Below are 14,605 nucleotides of genomic sequence, written 5' to 3' on the forward strand. Positions count from 1 at the left end.
GCCTCGCCGGCGCCGCGCGCGACCGCGAGCGGCGCACCGCCTTCCTGCGCGGCACCGCGATCACCGCCGCCGCGCACCTGGTCAGCATGGGGGTGAAGCGGCTGGTCCGGCGGCCACGGCCGGGGCACGTCGCGCCCCTGGTGCGGACCGCGGGGCGCCACTCCTTCCCCAGCTCGCACGCCACATCGGCCGCCGCGGCCGCCGTCGCCTACGGGGCGCTGCGCCCCGCCGGGGCCCGGCTCGTGCCGCCGCTGGCCGCCGCCATGTGCCTCTCCCGCCTCGTCGTCGGCGTGCACTACCCGTCGGACGTGGCGGCCGGCGCCGCCCTCGGCGCGGTCACCGCGTACGCGGGCGGCCCCTGGATGCGCCGGGCCCCGGCCCCCCGCCCGATCGGAGTCCGTCACCATGGCTGAACGCACCACCGCCCTGCTCGCCCGGCCCCGCCGCCCCGACGACCCCGGGCCCGGCCCCGCCGGGCTGCCGCTGGGCCTGCTGAGGACCGCCCGGCCCCGCCAGTGGGTCAAGAACGTCCTGGTCGTCGCCGCCCCCGCGGCCGCGGGCGAGCTGTTCTCACCGGGCGCCCTGCGCCACCTCGGCCTCGTCTTCGCGCTGTTCACGGCCGCCGCCGCCGCCGTCTACCTGATCAACGACGCCCGCGACGCCGACGCCGACCGCGCCCACCCCACCAAGTGCCACCGGCCCGTCGCGGCCGGGGTCGTCCCCGTCCCCGTCGCCTACGCCACCGGCGCGCTGCTGGCCGTCGCCGCGCCGGCGGCCGCCGCCCTGCTGTGCACCCCGCTCACGGCGGGGCTGCTCACCGCGTACGTCGTGATGCAACTCGCGTACTGCGTCAGCCTCAAGCACGTGCTCGTCGTCGACCTGGCCGTCGTCACCACCGGGTTCCTGATGCGGGCGATGATCGGCGGGGTCGCGCTCGGCATCCCGCTGTCGCGCTGGTTCCTCATCACGACCGGGTTCGGCGCGCTGTTCATGGTCTCCGCCAAGCGGTACTCCGAGGCCGTGCAGATGGCCGGGCGCGCGGGCGAGACCCGGGCGCTGCTCACCGAGTACACCACCGGCTACCTGCGGTTCGTCTGGCAGCTCGCGGCGGGCGTGGCCGTCCTCGCGTACTGCCTGTGGGCCCTGGAGAGCGGCGGCACCGGCCTGCTGCCCTGGCGGCAGCTCTCCATGGTCGCCTTCATCCTGGCCGTCCTGCGCTACGCCGTGTTCGCCGACCGCGGCACGGCCGGGGAGCCCGAGGACGTCGTGCTGCGGGACCGCGCGCTCGCGCTCATCGGCCTCGGCTGGCTGGCGATGTACGGGCTCGCCGTCGCGGACTGGTGAGCCCGGTGCGCCCCGGGGTCCGTGAGCTGCTCGGCTTCGCCGCGGTCGGGGTCTGCGCCTACGCCGTGGACCTCGGCCTGTTCCTCTGGCTGCGCGGGCCCGGCGGCCTCGGCCCGCTGACCGCGAAGGCCCTGGCGTTCGCGGCCGGGTGCACGGTCGCGTACGCGGGCAACGCCCTCGGCACCTACCGGCGCGCGGCCGACGCCCACGCCTCCCGGCTGCGCCAGTACGCCGTCTTCTGCGCGGTGAACGTGGCGGGCGCCCTCGTCCAGCTCGCCTGCCTCGCCGTGTCCCACTACGGCCTCGGGCTCACCTCGCGGCGCGCGGACACCGTCTCCGGCGCGGTCGTCGGCATGGCACTCGCCACTGTCCTGCGGTTTTGGGGTACCCGGACCTTGGTATTCCGCACACGGACCACACAGGCGGCGCGCGCCGCGCAGGACGCGCCGACCGCCCGCACAGCACCAGGAACGGGGCAGGCGACATGGACTGGCTGAAGAAGCTCCCCGGCATCGGGCCCTACGTCGAGCGGCTCATGCGGACCCACGCGTGGCGCTCCTACGAACGGCTCGACGAGGTCCACTGGACCCGCCTCGCCGCCGCCATGACCTTCATCAGCTTCGTCGCGCTCTTCCCGCTCATCACGGTCGCCGCCGCGATCGGCGCGGCCACGCTCTCGCCCGGGCGCCAGCGCGAGGTCGAGGACAAGATCGCCGAGCAGGTGCCCGGCATCTCCGACCAGCTCGACCTGGAGTCCCTGGTCGCCAACGCGGGCACCGTCGGCCTCGTCGCGGGCGCCCTGCTGGTCTTCACCGGCGTGGGCTGGGTCGGCTCCATGCGGGAGTGCCTGCGCGTGGTGTGGCTGCGCGACGACACCGACGAGAACCCGTTCCTGCGCAAGCTCAAGGACCTCGGCGTCCTCGCCGGGCTCGGCGGCGCCGGGCTCCTGTCGCTGCTCGCCTCCGCGGTCGCCTCCACCGCCGTCGGCTGGACCGCCGAGCGGCTCGGCGTCGACAAGGACGGCCCCGGCGGCGTCCTCCTCCAGCTCGCCGCGTTCGCCATCGCGGTCCTCGCCGACTTCCTGCTCCTGCTGTACGTCCTCACGCTGCTGCCCGGGGTGCACCCGCCCCGGCGCGCGCTGATCGTCGCCGCCCTGATCGGCGCGGCCGGGTTCGAGCTCCTGAAGATCCTGCTCGGCGGCTATGTGAAGGGCGTCGCCGCGAAGAGCATGTACGGCGCCTTCGGCGTGCCCGTGGCGCTGCTGTTGTGGATCAACTTCACGGCGAAGCTGCTGCTGTTCTGCGCCGCCTGGACGGCGACGCGGAGCAAGCCGGAGCCCGCGGCGGAGGAACGGGGCGGCGACGAGGCCGTCAGCCCCGGCGGCGGCGCACCAGATCCGGCAGCGGCCAGCGGCGGTTGAGCAGGAACAGGCCGCCCGCGACCAGGGCGAGCACGCCCGCCGCGATGCCCAGCGCCACGCCCATGCCGCTGGACTGCTCGCCGGAGGCGTGCGCCACGTTCCGGGAGTCCGAGCCGCCCGGGGCGCCCTTGCCCGCGCCCGTGCTCGCGCCCTTCGGCGGGACCAGCTCGCCCACCGGCTTGACCTTGCCGTGCGCCGCGAAGCCCCAGTCGAGCAGGCGGGCCGTCTCCTTGTACACGGCGTGCGACTCGCCCGACGAGGGGTTCATGACGGTGACGAGCAGCACCTTGCCGTCGCGCTCGGCGACGCCCGTGAAGGTGTTGCCCGCGTTGGTCGTCGAGCCGTTCTTGACGCCCGCGATGCCCTTGTACGGCTCCAGGCCCAGGTCACCCGTCAGCAGGCGGTTGGTGTTCTGGATGCCGAAGGACTCGCGCTTGGTCTTGCCCTTGTCCTTGCCCTTCTTCACCTTCACGGTCTTGCCGGGGAACTGCGCGGTCGCCGTCGCGCAGTACTCCCGGAAGTCCTTCTTCTGCAGCCCCGAGCGGGCGAACAGCGTCAGGTCGTACGCCGAGGACACCTGCCCCTTCTCGTCGTAGCCGTCCGGCGTGACCACCCGCGTGTCGAGGGCCTGGAGCTCCTCGGCGTGCTTCTGCATGTCCTTCACGGTCTGCCGCACGCCGCCGTTCATCGCCGACAGGACGTGCACCGCGTCGTTGCCGGAGCGCAGGAAGACCCCCAGCCACAGGTCGTGGACCGAGTACGTCTCGTTCTCCTTGATGCCGACGAGGCTGCTGCCCGCGCCGATGCCCTCCATGTCGGTCAGCGCGACCTTGTGCTTCTGCGTCTTCGGGAACTTCGGCAGCACCGTGTCCGCGAACAGCATCTTCAGGGTGCTCGCCGGGGCCAGGCGCCAGTGCGCGTTGTGCGCGGCGAGCACCTCGCCGGACTCGGCGTCCGAGACCAGCCAGGAGCGGGCCGACAGGTCCTTGGGCAGCACCGGGGCGCCCTTGCCCAGGTCCACCTGGGTGCCCGGCTGGCCCAGGCGGGCGCCGCCGACGGTGGACATCCGGGCGGGCGGCTTCGGCTGGTCGTCCTTCTTGCCGCCCGGCTTGTCGTCGGCGAAGGCGGGGCCGGTGGCCGACAGGGACAGCAAGGTCGCGCAGGTGAGGAGCAGAGCGGTCTTCTTCACGGCAGGCACGGACGAGAACGTACAGGGAGCGCCTTCGCCCGCCGCCGCCGAGGTGGGGCGCCCGCCACCCCGAAGGCGGCGCGTGAGGGCGGCTGGCGATACTGAGCGTATGAAGCTCAGCCGCTCCGCCTCCTGGTTCCTGCTCGCCTTCGGCGTGTGGAGCTGGTTCATCTGGATCACTTTCGTCAAGAACCTCTGGAAGGACGGCAGCGGGCTCGCCTTCGACGACGCGGGCGATCCGACGGGGTACTTCTGGGTGCACCTGACGCTCGCCGTTGTCTCCTTTGTCTTGGGGACGGTGGTCGGGACCATCGGGTTGCGTGGAGTGCGCGCACTGCGCCGAAGCTCATAGCCGTGGGTACGCTGCGGATCGTCCTCACCCTGCTCGGCGTGGCCGCCGTCCTCGGCGGGCTGCTCTGGTACGTGTGGCGGCGCGTGGTGCGCGACACGACGGCCAAGGGCTCGTGGGGCAGACGCCTGGGCACGGCCGCGTACGCCGCGGGCCCCCTGCTGACGTTCGCCGCCCTGGCGGCGGAGCGGACCGGCGCGCCCTTCCTGCTCCAGCAGATCCTGGCGTGGCCCGGCTTCCTGTGGCTGGCGTTCGCCCTGTACCTGCTGCTCGCGCTGCTGGTGGGAGAGCTGGTACGGCTCTCTCTCAGGGGGTGGGTAACAGCCCGTCCGGCGCTTGAGGACGAGGCGCGAAGCGCCGACGAAGGGGGGAAAGGGGCGCAGCCCCATAGGGAGGCGGCGGCGCAGCCCGGCCAGGAGGGGCACACCGGGCCGCAGCCCGGCCCGGAGGGGCACACCGAGCCGCGGCCCCGCCAGGAGGGGGACACCGGGGCCCTGCCCCGGCGCCTGTTCGTGGCCAGGACGGTAGCCGCGGGCGCAGCCACGGTGGCGGCGGCCACGGTCGGCTACGGCACCTACGGCGTACTCCGCGGCCCCCGCGTCAAGCGGGTCACCGTACCGCTGGCCAAGCTGCCGCGCGCGGCGCACGGCTTCCGGATCGCCGTGGTCAGCGACATCCACCTGGGCCCGGTGCTCGGCGAGTCCTTCGCCCGCCGCGTCGTGGACACCGTCAACTCCACCCAGCCCGACCTGATCGCGATCGTCGGCGACCTGGTGGACGGCGACGTCGAGGACCTCGCGGGCGCCGCCCGCCCGCTCGCGGACCTGCGCGCCCGCCACGGCGCCTACTTCGTCACCGGCAACCACGAGTACTTCTCCGGCGCCGAGCAGTGGGTGGAGCACGTCCGCTCGCTGGGCCTGCGCCCGCTGGAGAACGCCCGCACCGAGCTGCCGTACTTCGACCTCGCGGGCGTCAACGACGTCCAGGGGGAGGCGGACGGCCAGGGCCCCGACTTCGCCAAGGCGCTCGGCGACCGGGACCGCCGCCGCGCCTCCGTCCTCCTCGCCCACCAGCCCGTGGTCGTCCACGACGCCGTCGAGCACGGCGTCGACCTCCAGCTCTCCGGCCACACCCACGGCGGCCAGCTCTGGCCCAACAACTTCCTCGCCGACCTCGCCAACCCCACCCTCGCCGGTCTGGAGCGCTACGGCGACACCCAGCTCTACGTGACGCGCGGCGCCGGGGCCTGGGGACCGCCCGTGCGGGTGGGGGCGCCCTCGGACGTCACGGTGGTGGAGCTGGCCTCGCCGCGGGCATGAGCAGGGCGGCCGGCGCCGCGGCCCCGGCCGGCTCCCCCGGGGCGGCGGCCTGGCGCAGGGTGACCACGACCGTCAGGCCCGCGCCCGGGGCGGTGCGCACCGCGACCTCGCCGCCGTGCGCCGCCACCACGCCCTGCACGATGGCCATGCCGAGGCCGCTGCCCGACCCCGGGCCCGTGCGGAAGAACCGGTCGAAGACGCGCGCCGCGTCCTTGGCGTCGAGCCCCGGCCCGTCGTCCGCCACGGTCAGGCACACCACGCCGTCCCGCCGGTCGAGGCCGAGCCGCACCGGCGTACCGGGCGGGGTGTGCGCCCGTACGTTGGCGAGCAGGTTGGCGAGCACCTTGCGCAGCCCCTGCTCGTCGGCCTGGACGAGGATCGCGCCGTCCGCGCGCACCGTGAGCGGACGCTCCGGCTCCTGCGCGCGCAGGTCGTCCGCCGCGTCCCGCACCAGCCGGCTCAGGTCGACGCTGCGGAACCGCAGCTCCGGCTGCTGGTCCAGGCGGGCCAGCGTCAGCAACTCCGCGACCAGGTGGTTCATGCGGTCGGTCTCGGCGTTGACGCGGCACCAGGCGCGCTCGCGGTCCTCCGGCGTGGTCAGCATGCCGTTGTCGTAGAGCTGGAGGTAGCCGCGGATCGCGGACAGCGGGGTGCGCAGCTCGTGCGAGGCGTCCGCGACGAACTGCCGGAGCTGGGCCTCGCTGCGCTCACGCGTCACGAAGGCCGCCTCGACCTGCTTGAGCATGGAGTTGAGCGCGATGCGCAACTGCTCGGTCTCCATCACGGCGGCGCGGCTGGACGGCACGCGCCGCTTCAGGTCGCCCTCGGCGATCGCGGACGCCGTCTCGACCATGTCCTCGAGGGGCCGCAGCCGCTGCCGCGCGGAGACCGTCGTCGCCACGGCGAGCAGCACGAGGAGCAGGAAGCCGAGGGCCAGGTCGAGCCGCAGGGCCTGGCCCACGCTGGCGTGCACGTCCTCCGTGGAGGTGGCGATCACGACCGAGCCGTCGGTGAGCCGCGCGCCGATCGCGCGGTACGAGTCGCCGCCCAGGGTCACGTCCGTCGGCGCCGCCTTCCGCGCGAACCGCTCGGCGTCCCCGATGGCGGCGAGGAGCTGGCGCCGCCGCAGCGACGAGCCGATGTAGCCGACGTCGGCGGGCCTGCCGGAGTCGTCGACGGCGACCAGGACCTCCTCGGTGGGCGGCAGGTCGTCCCCCACCTCCGCGTCGGGGGCCAGGTCGCCGAGTTCCTCCCGCACCCCGCTGAGTGTTTTGAACTTGGCGAGGGAGATTCGCAGGCTGTTCAGCGTCGAGCGCGAGGCCTGGAGCTCGTCGTCGACGTTGTCGAGCAAGTAGTGCTTCATGCCCATGAGGCTCACGGCGGTCGCTGCGGCGATGCCGAGGGCCAGCAGGACCACGTTCACGAGCGTGAGCTTGGTGCGCAGCGAGTTCCCGAAGAGGCGGCGCGGGTTCCCGGCCAGGCGCCGCGGTCCCCCGAGGAGGCGCCGCAGCCGCCCGGGCCGTCGCGGGCCGCCGAAGGGACGGTGCGGCCCGCCGGAGGGGCGGCGCGGGTCCGAGGGTGCCGGGCCCGTCATGCCAGGCCGTACCCGACGCCGCGGCGCGTCGTGATCAGCGGCGGACCCGCCTGGTCGAGCTTGCGCCGCAGATAGCTGATGTACGTCTCCACGACCGTCGACTCCGCCGCGTGCTCGATGTTCCACACGTGGCGCAGGAGCTGCTCCTTGGGCACCACCCGGCCGGCGTTGCGGACGAGGAAGCGCAGCAGGGCGTACTCGGTGGGCGTGAGCTGCACCTCGTGGCCGTTCCTGCGCACCATGTACGTCGTCTCGTCCAGCTCCAGGTCGCCGTGGCGCAGCGGCGGCCGCTGCGGCAGCACGTCGCCGGGCCGCGTACGGCGCAGCACCGCGCCGATCCGGGCGACGACCTCGTCGATGTGGAACGGCTTGGTGATGTAGTCGTCGCCGAAGCCGAGCGCGCCGACGATCTCCGCCGGCGCGTCCCGGGCGGTGAGGAACACCAGCGCGACCCCCGGCATCCGCGTCCGCAACTCCCGCCCCAGCGCCCGCCCGTCGCCGTCCGGCAGCATCACGTCGAGCAGCGCGCAGTCCGGCCGGGTGCGCTCGGCCAGCGCGAGCGCCTCGCGCACGGTGCCCGCCGTCATCACGTCGAAGTGGTGGAAGCGCAGGGCGATGGCGAGGACGTCGGCGATGCTCGGCTCGTCCTCGACCACGAGCACCGTGGCACGGCGCTCCACGGGAGCGGCCTCTGCGACAGGTGCACCGGGGTGTCCCTCGGAGTGGCTCATGCCCCCAGTATCGGGGCGCCCGCCGGGCGGTGAGCAGGTCCCTGGTTTGGAGTTCCTTGTGAATCACGGCCATGGAGGCGCGTTTCGTACGCATGCCGCCGATGCTGAGGCGTGTGGGCGGGGCCGGACCCCGCACGGGGCCACAGGAGGCCGGGAGGAACCACACACGGAACGGGGCGCCGGGCCACCGGGCCCGGAGGAGCGGAAGGGGGAACACCGTGGCGGCATGGGCGCGTTGGTGCTTCCGGCACCCCCTCGTGGTCCTCGTGCTGTGGGCGGGCGCCCTCTGCGGCCTGGGCGCCGTCGGCGGCACCGCGGGCGCCGACTACGTCCACGCCTTCTCCTCCCGCGGCTCCGACTCCGAGCGGGCGCGCGACCTGATGGCGGAGGCGTTCCCCGAGCGCGGCGGCGACACCGACACCATGGTGTGGAAGACCGGCACCGGCTCGGTCCGGGACGCCGCCGTGCGCGACCGGATCGAGCCCGCGCTCGCCGGCATCGCCGCGCTCAAGGGCGTCGGCGAGGTCGCGGGGCCGTATACGCCGGGCCCGGACGCCGCCGCGCGGATCAGCGGGGACGGGCGCATCGCCTACGCGCGCATCACCTTCACGCGTCCGGCGGGCCACCTGCCCGAGAGCCTCGTCCGGGACGTCGTCGACACCGCGCTGCGCGCCGAAGCCCCGGGCCTGCGCGTCGAGTTGGGCGGACCGGCCGTCGCCCGCACACAGGAGCCGCCCGCGGGCACCGTCGAGGCCGTCGGCGTCGCGGCCGCCGCGGTGGTGCTGTTCCTCGCCTTCGGCTCGCTCTTCGCGATGCTGCTGCCCCTGCTGACCGCCGTGTGCGCCGTCGGCACCGGGCTGCTCGCCACCATGCTGCTCAGCCACGTCACGGACGTGCCCGCGGTGGCGCCGCTGCTCGGCACGCTGCTCGGCCTCGGCGTCGGCGTCGACTACGCCCTGTTCATCGTCTCCCGCCACCGCGGGGGCCTGCTGCGCGGCCTCGCCCCGGAGGCGGCGGCCGTGCAGGCGCTCAACACCGCGGGCCGGGCCGTGCTGTTCGCCGGCGGCACCGTGTGCGTCGCCCTCGCCGGGATGCTCGTGATGAACACGCGCTTCCTGGACGGCGTGGCGCTCACCGCGTCCCTCACCGTCGTCCTGAGCGTGCTCGCCGCCGTCACGCTGCTGCCCGCGCTGTTCGGCGTGCTCGGCGCCCGGGTGCTCAGCCGCCGCCAGCGCCACCGCCTCGCCGTCGCGGGACCGGACCCGCGGGAGCCCGCGGGCCTCGCCGCGCGCTGGTCGGCGTACGTGGAGAAGCGCCCGCGCGCCGTGGGGCTGCTCGCGCTGGCCGTGGCGGCCGTCCTGGCCGTGCCGCTGCTCTCGCTGCGCCTCGGCGCCGCCGACCAGGGCGAGCACCGGGCGTCCAGCACCCGGCAGGCGTACGACCTGCTCGCCGAGGGCTTCGGCCCCGGCGCCAGCGGCCCCCTGAACGTGGTCGTGGAGCGGGCCGGGCCCGCCGGCACCGACGGCCTGGTGGAGCGCATCCGCGCCACCGACGGCGTGGCCCAGGTCGCCTCCGGGCCGTCCGCGGACAGCGGCACCTCCCTGATCCAGGTCGTGCCCGCCACCTCGCCGCGGTCCGCGGAGACGGGCGTCCTGGTCGACCGGCTGCGCGACGACGTGCTCCCGGACGCGGGCGCGCACGCCCACGTGGGCGGGGTGACGGCGGTGTTCGAGGACGTCGCGGCGGCCACCGCCGAGCGCCTGCCGTACTTCGTCGGCGTCATCGTCGGACTCGGTTTCCTGCTGCTCCTCGTCGCCTTCCGCTCCCTCGTCGTACCGTTGACGGCCGCCGTGACCAACCTGATCGCCGCGGCGGCGTTCTTCGGAATCATGGTGGCGGTGTTCCAGTGGGGCTGGGGCGCGGGCGTCCTCGGCGCCGCCGGGGACGGCCCGGTCCCCGCGGTCCTGCCGGTGGTCCTGCTGGCCCTGCTCCTCGGCCTCGCGACGGACCACCAGGTGTTCCTCGTCAGCCGTATGCACGAGGAGTGGATGCGGACCGGGGACAACGCGCGCGCCGTGCGCGTCGGCCTCGCGGAGACCGGCCGGGTCGTCACCTGCGCCGCCCTCGTCGTGACCGGCGTGTTCGCCGCGTTCCTCCTCAGCGGCGACACGCGGGGCGCCGTGGCGGGCACCGTCCTCGCCGCGGCCGTCGCCCTCGACGCGTTCCTGCTGCGCGCCGCGCTCGTCCCCGCGGCCATGCACCTGATCGGCCGCGCCAACTGGTGGCTGCCGCCCTGGCTCGACCGGCGCGTGCCGCACCTCGCCGTCGAGCCGAAGGAGACCCCGCCGCCCGCCCCCGAGGAGGCGGGCGACCTGGCCGCGGCGGCCCTGCGCGCCGCGACGCCCGTGCCGCCCGCGGTGGAGCCGGCCGGTCCCGCGGCCCCCGCGGCGAGCGGCCCGTGCGGGGAACCGGCCGCGCGCCCGGTGCCGTACGACCCCTTCGACGCGTGCGGCGCGCCGGGGGAGGCCCCCGTCCCGGGCGCGCGCGGCCTCGGCCCGTACGTCGTCCACGGCTTCGTCGTCACGCCCTTCGGCGAGCCGATCCACAGCGTGACCCTCACCCTCGCCCGCCAGGACGGCCGGCGGCTCGACCGCGTGTCGTCCCTGGTCGACGGGTCCTACATCCTCGCCGCCCCCGCCCCCGGCGTGTACGTCCTTGCGGCGACGGCCCCCGGCTACGCCTCGAAGGCCCGGCACATCATGCTCGGGAACGGCCCGCTCACGTACGACCTGGAGCTGGTCGAGGCGGTGGGGACCGGACCGCCCGGCGCGCCGGACGGCTGAGGACGAGGCCGCGAGGCCACAAGACGGGGATCCGGAGGCGTCACCTCCGGGTCCCGGGAAGGGGGCGGCCCTGGTAATCCCCCGGCAGGGCCGCCCCGTAACCGCCGCAGCCCCCGGTGCAGTGCCATGCGCACGGCACCGGGGCGCTTGCCGAGCAGCCGGGCCGCGGCCGGGCCGTCCAGGCCCACGAGCACGCCCAGGAAGACGGCCCGGGCCTGGTCGGGCGGCAAGGAGGCGACCAGGGCGAGCGCCGCGTCGGTGGCCAGCGCCTCCAGGGCCTCCTCGGCGGTGTCCCGCTCGTCCGGCAGGTCCAGCGCCTCGCCCTCGACGAGGGACAGGCGGGGCCTGCTCATGCGGCGCCGCGCGTGGTCACGGGCGCGGTTGCGGGCCACGGCCGCGGCCCAGCGGCGGAAGTCGGCCCCGTCCCCGGTGAACCGCCCGAGGTCCCGGGCGATCTGGAGCCACGCCTCGGACGCCACGTCCTCCGACTCGTCCCCGGCGAGCCCCCGCACCATGCCGAGCAGCCCGGGCTGCACCCACCGGTACACCAGCGCGAACGCCGCCTCGTCCCCCTCCTTGGCCGCCTCCACCGCCCGGGACAGCGCCGCGTCCCCGATCTTCGCCCGCTTCCGGCCCCCGACGGCGTCCGCCGGCTCCTGACCCTTCGCGGGGCCCGTGCGCCCTTGGTCCCCCGTCCGCGCCGTCCGTCCTGTCCGTCCCGTACGTGCCGCCGTCCGTGCCTCGTCCCCGCCCGGGCCCACGTGCTCCTCTTGACCCCCGCCGCCGGCACCGCTCACCGTGCCCGTGCCCCCGTGTGTGCTGCCGCGGCGCCCCGCGGGCGCGACGCGGTCACAGCGAACGTGCCGGTTCGGACCTCGCCGCGGGCCGCCCGCCCCGCCCGGCCCGCTCGGGGTGGCGCCCCGGCAGGGTCAGGTAGAAGGTCTGGAGCGACTCCTCGGCCCCGGCCTCGTAGCGGTTGACGACCTTTCCCAGCGGGCTCCACACCCGCCCGTCGGGCATCCGCACCCCCACGGCCTGCCCGAAGTACTGCCGCTGGGCGTCGTCGAGGTCGATCCAGACCGCGCCCGCGTGCCGGACCAGGACCTCGCCGACGTACGCCCCGAACCCGAACAGCGCGGCCGCGACCTCGTCCCGGCCGCGCCCGTCCCGGCGCATCCCGTCGAGCACGGAGTCCACGACGCGCAGGCTCCGCACGGAGAAGTCAAGCGGCAGCCTGTTACGCTCCGTCACCCGCGCGACGAATCCTCGCGTGTAGCCCCGCATCTCCGCCGCGCGCGGCACCTTCTTCCCCTCACCGGCCACCGTTCCCCACCCCTTCGGCTCCGCTCCGTACGTGTACGAGAGCAACGAATGCCCTCTCCGGTTAACGAGCGCAACGAACACCGCATCCGTCACACCCCTGGCCGGTGTGCCTTCTCACACCGTCAACTCGGGGCCCGCGCACAACCTTTGGCGCCGGTTGCGTGTCTTGCGCTCTTACGTTTGCCGCTTCCGGGGTTGAGCGGTATGTCCCCTTCCGTGGTGGCGGGAAGGGGTGGGGTCGACGGGGCGCCCGGAGCCGGGGCGGCCGGGTCAGACCCGGCCGAGCTCCGGGCGCTTGGTGTAGTCGGTGAAGCCGATGACGTTGCCCCACGGGTCGGCGATCTCCACGGTCCAGCCCGTCGCTCCGGCGAACGGCTCCGTGAGGACCGGAATCCCGGCGCCCGCCAGGGCCTCCGCCGTCGCCCGGGCGTCCGGGACCTCCAGCCAGAGGCGCGGCGCGGGCCACGGCGGCGGGCGGCGTCCGGCCCCCGCCTCCGCGCGCAGGAGCACGCCGGGCGTCTCGCCGCCCACGCGCAGGATGGCGAGCCCGGCCTCGTCGAGGCGGTACGCGACCGGGAAACCCGCCCGCTCGTAGAAGTCGACTGCTTCATCCAGGTCTCCGACGGGCAGCAGCATGTTGTCGAAGCCGAGAAGAGTGGCACCAGAGGGTAGACGATTGTCTGACATAGCGTCAGAATACGGACATGAAGAGCATGCCGGAAGTCCATGACCTGTCCGTCCTCGCCGAGGAGCACCTGAACCAGGCCCGGGGCGACGCCCACGGCCGCAGCGCGCAGCTCGTCGTCCACGACGGGGCGCTGCGCCAGAGCGTCATCGCCCTGGTGTCCGGGACGGAGCTCGACGAGCACAACACGCCGCCCGCGGCCAGCCTGTGCGTCCTGCGTGGCGAGGTGCGGCTGACCACCGAGCAGGGGAACGAGTGGGTGCTTCGTGAGGGGCAGTTCGGCGAGGTCCCGAAGGAACGGCACGGGCTCGTCGCCCTGGCGGACTCGGTGGTCCTGCTGACGGCGGTGACGGCGACGGCCTGAGCCCCGCGGACGCACTCGGGCCCGTCCCTTCCCGTACGTACGCGGGGCGCCACATCCGGGGCACCCCCGGATCCGCCCGCCCCGTGCCAGGGGGCCACCGCCCCCTGGACCCCTGCCGGCCCCTGCCCACTCCTGCCTCAGCCGCGCCCCGCGCCCCGCTCCCCGGCCCCGGACGGGCCCCGCGCCCCGGACGGGCCCCGCGCCCCGCCCCCCTCGGCGGCACCCTCGCGCGGCCACACGAAGCCCACCCACACCAGCCCCCACGCCGCCACCGCCACCCACAGCAGCACCCGCCCGAGGACCCGCAGCCACGCCACGTCCGTCACGAGCCCGGTGGACAGCGCCGCCGCGGCCGTCAGCCCCAGCGCGAACACCGTGGCCCAGCGCCGGGCGTCGTACCGGAGGCGCGGCGCGGCCACCTCGGCGGCCAGCAGCAGCGCGTACCAGGCCAGGGCGAGCCCGAGCAGCACGTACGTCAGGACCCGCAGGGCGTCGTGGCCGCCGCCGGTCCACTGCGGCAGCGCCGTCAGCCGCGCGCCCGCGAGCGCCGAGACGGCGAGCGCGCCGCCCGCCACCCACTGGTCACCGGCGCCCGTCAGCACCTGCCGTACGTCGAAGCGCACCAGCGCCTCCCCGTACAGGACGAGGCCGAGCGCGAAGCAGGCGAGCGCCGCGGCACCGAGCCAGTCGCCCTCGCCCGCCCAGCACAGCCAGGCCGCGAGCACCGCGAGGGCCTGCGTCGCCACGCACGCCAGGAACACCTCGCCGGACATCCCGCGCCGCCGCCAGTGGCAGACCACCGGCACCAGCGGCACCGGCCACGCCACGGCCGCGACCACCAGCAGCGCGATCGCCAGGCCCTGCCACCCCAGGACGGAGAACCGGGTGCCGACCACGGCCGTCGCCGCGACGGCCGTGAGCGCGGACGGCGTCATCGCCGCCGCCCACCGGGCCCGGTCGCGTACGAGATGATCGGTGAGGTCCGCCGCCATCACCAGCCAGAGCAGCGCCGCGCACCCGAGGAAGATCCGCGACAGGACCTCGTGTCCGGTCAGATGCAGCCCCACCGAGAGGACGCCGGTCGCCAGCGCGCAGCCCCCGGCGGCCGGGGTGACCTCGTTACGCCACGTATGTCTCACACCTCTCATGACACCCCGGGGCCACGCCCGTCACCACCTGGCGCCGCCCGGCGCTGTGCTGACCGGACGCCGTACGCCGACATCACTTACGCGAACGGCGACCGGCCGCGATGGCCTGTTCCTGCTGGAAAGCGCCTTCCTGGAACGTCCACACCTACGTGCTGGACCCGGGCACCAAGGCCTACAGCGACACCGGCACCTTCTACGACCGCCTCAAGACGTCCCGCCCCTTCGACATCGACATCGACCTGACGGCCGTGAACCGCCGCCGGGCGTAGCCGGGTACACGAGGGCCCCGCTTCCAG

The 14,605-nt window shown here is 75.1% G+C and carries 16 protein-coding genes; 9 read left to right on the forward strand and 7 right to left on the reverse strand.

The window, feature by feature from the left end; translation table 11 throughout:
- The 4 genes from IE330_RS06390 to IE330_RS06405 form a co-directional block, all read left to right on the forward strand.
- The coding region (locus IE330_RS06390; RefSeq protein ID WP_190134868.1) for a phosphatase PAP2 family protein at positions 1-413 on the forward strand (413 nt) is incomplete at its 5' end.
- Positions 406-1,344, forward strand: coding sequence for a decaprenyl-phosphate phosphoribosyltransferase (locus tag IE330_RS06395; protein WP_190134869.1), 939 nt, complete (start codon positions 406-408; stop codon positions 1,342-1,344). The genes IE330_RS06390 and IE330_RS06395, both read left to right, overlap by 8 nt.
- A 5-nt stretch (positions 1,345-1,349) precedes the next feature.
- On the forward strand, positions 1,350-1,841 hold the full coding sequence (locus IE330_RS06400; protein WP_190134870.1) for a GtrA family protein: 492 nt from the start codon (positions 1,350-1,352) through the stop codon (positions 1,839-1,841).
- Positions 1,829-2,764: a YihY/virulence factor BrkB family protein gene (locus IE330_RS06405; protein ID WP_190134871.1), complete on the forward strand. Its 936-nt coding sequence runs from the start codon at positions 1,829-1,831 to the stop codon at positions 2,762-2,764. Before IE330_RS06400 ends, IE330_RS06405 begins: the two co-directional genes overlap by 13 nt.
- On the opposite strand, the gene IE330_RS06410 is transcribed toward IE330_RS06405, so the two are convergent.
- Complete coding sequence (locus IE330_RS06410; protein ID WP_373314577.1) at positions 2,715-3,962, reverse strand: D-alanyl-D-alanine carboxypeptidase family protein; 1,248 nt, start codon at positions 3,960-3,962, stop codon at positions 2,715-2,717. The genes IE330_RS06405 and IE330_RS06410 overlap by 50 nt on opposite strands.
- A 100-nt stretch (positions 3,963-4,062) precedes the next feature.
- Between IE330_RS06410 and IE330_RS06415 the strand changes: the two genes are divergently transcribed.
- Both IE330_RS06415 and IE330_RS06420 read left to right on the forward strand, forming a co-directional pair.
- Positions 4,063-4,305 (forward strand): SCO4848 family membrane protein, encoded by a 243-nt coding sequence (locus IE330_RS06415; protein WP_190134873.1) that lies wholly within the window; start codon positions 4,063-4,065, stop codon positions 4,303-4,305.
- 11 nt (positions 4,306-4,316) lie between these two features.
- On the forward strand, positions 4,317-5,621 hold the full coding sequence (locus IE330_RS06420) for a metallophosphoesterase (RefSeq protein ID WP_190134936.1): 1,305 nt from the start codon (positions 4,317-4,319) through the stop codon (positions 5,619-5,621).
- Here the strand turns inward: IE330_RS06420 and IE330_RS06425 are convergent.
- Positions 5,587-7,215, reverse strand: coding sequence for a sensor histidine kinase (locus tag IE330_RS06425; RefSeq protein WP_190134874.1), 1,629 nt, complete (start codon positions 7,213-7,215; stop codon positions 5,587-5,589). The two genes, IE330_RS06420 and IE330_RS06425, sit on opposite strands and share 35 nt — an antisense overlap.
- A complete protein-coding gene (locus IE330_RS06430) occupies positions 7,212-7,877 on the reverse strand; it encodes a response regulator transcription factor (protein ID WP_229925441.1) in 666 nt (221 codons plus the stop codon). Before IE330_RS06430 ends, IE330_RS06425 begins: the two co-directional genes overlap by 4 nt.
- A 287-nt stretch (positions 7,878-8,164) precedes the next feature.
- Here IE330_RS06430 and IE330_RS06435 point away from each other — a divergent pair, with 287 nt between their 5' ends.
- Positions 8,165-10,789, forward strand: a complete 2,625-nt coding sequence (locus IE330_RS06435) for an MMPL family transporter (RefSeq protein ID WP_229925426.1) — start codon at positions 8,165-8,167, stop codon at positions 10,787-10,789.
- On the opposite strand, the gene IE330_RS06440 is transcribed toward IE330_RS06435, so the two are convergent.
- From IE330_RS06440 to IE330_RS06450, 3 genes are all read right to left on the reverse strand, one after another.
- The gene (locus tag IE330_RS06440) at positions 10,681-11,406 is read right to left on the reverse strand and encodes an RNA polymerase sigma factor (RefSeq protein WP_190134937.1); all 726 of its coding nucleotides are present in this window, start codon (positions 11,404-11,406) and stop codon (positions 10,681-10,683) included. The two genes, IE330_RS06435 and IE330_RS06440, sit on opposite strands and share 109 nt — an antisense overlap.
- A gap of 232 nt (positions 11,407-11,638) precedes the next feature.
- Positions 11,639-12,040: a hypothetical protein gene (locus IE330_RS06445; RefSeq protein ID WP_373314578.1), complete on the reverse strand. Its 402-nt coding sequence runs from the start codon at positions 12,038-12,040 to the stop codon at positions 11,639-11,641.
- A 342-nt stretch (positions 12,041-12,382) separates the two neighbouring features.
- The gene (locus IE330_RS06450; protein ID WP_190134877.1) at positions 12,383-12,799 is read right to left on the reverse strand and encodes a VOC family protein; all 417 of its coding nucleotides are present in this window, start codon (positions 12,797-12,799) and stop codon (positions 12,383-12,385) included.
- Between the two features lie 26 nt (positions 12,800-12,825).
- Here IE330_RS06450 and IE330_RS06455 point away from each other — a divergent pair, with 26 nt between their 5' ends.
- Positions 12,826-13,161, forward strand: a complete 336-nt coding sequence (locus IE330_RS06455; protein WP_190134938.1) for a cupin domain-containing protein — start codon at positions 12,826-12,828, stop codon at positions 13,159-13,161.
- 137 nt (positions 13,162-13,298) lie between these two features.
- Here the strand turns inward: IE330_RS06455 and IE330_RS06460 are convergent, their stop codons facing one another.
- On the reverse strand, positions 13,299-14,300 hold the full coding sequence (locus tag IE330_RS06460) for an SLAC1 family transporter (protein WP_229925427.1): 1,002 nt from the start codon (positions 14,298-14,300) through the stop codon (positions 13,299-13,301).
- Between the two features lie 110 nt (positions 14,301-14,410).
- Here IE330_RS06460 and IE330_RS06465 point away from each other — a divergent pair, with 110 nt between their 5' ends.
- Positions 14,411-14,578 (forward strand): hypothetical protein, encoded by a 168-nt coding sequence (locus IE330_RS06465; RefSeq protein WP_190134879.1) that lies wholly within the window; start codon positions 14,411-14,413, stop codon positions 14,576-14,578.
- Positions 14,579-14,605: the final 27 nt, after the last annotated feature.

This window comes from Streptomyces longispororuber (assembly GCF_014656095.1).
Taxonomy (GTDB): Bacteria; Actinomycetota; Actinomycetes; order Streptomycetales; family Streptomycetaceae; genus Streptomyces; species Streptomyces longispororuber.

What these genes read in the sequence shown, in the direction of transcription:
- IE330_RS06450 (WP_190134877.1), bottom strand. Translation starts at nt 12,799, where the DNA reads ATGTCAGACAATCGTCTACCCTCTGGTGCCACTCTTCTCGGCTTCGAC.
- IE330_RS06465 (WP_190134879.1), top strand. Translation starts at nt 14,411, where the DNA reads ATGGCCTGTTCCTGCTGGAAAGCGCCTTCCTGGAACGTCCACACCTAC.
- IE330_RS06395 (WP_190134869.1), top strand. Translation starts at nt 406, where the DNA reads ATGGCTGAACGCACCACCGCCCTGCTCGCCCGGCCCCGCCGCCCCGAC.
- IE330_RS06415 (WP_190134873.1), top strand. Translation starts at nt 4,063, where the DNA reads ATGAAGCTCAGCCGCTCCGCCTCCTGGTTCCTGCTCGCCTTCGGCGTG.
- IE330_RS06425 (WP_190134874.1), bottom strand. Translation starts at nt 7,215, where the DNA reads ATGACGGGCCCGGCACCCTCGGACCCGCGCCGCCCCTCCGGCGGGCCG.
- IE330_RS06405 (WP_190134871.1), top strand. Translation starts at nt 1,829, where the DNA reads ATGGACTGGCTGAAGAAGCTCCCCGGCATCGGGCCCTACGTCGAGCGG.
- IE330_RS06455 (WP_190134938.1), top strand. Translation starts at nt 12,826, where the DNA reads ATGCCGGAAGTCCATGACCTGTCCGTCCTCGCCGAGGAGCACCTGAAC.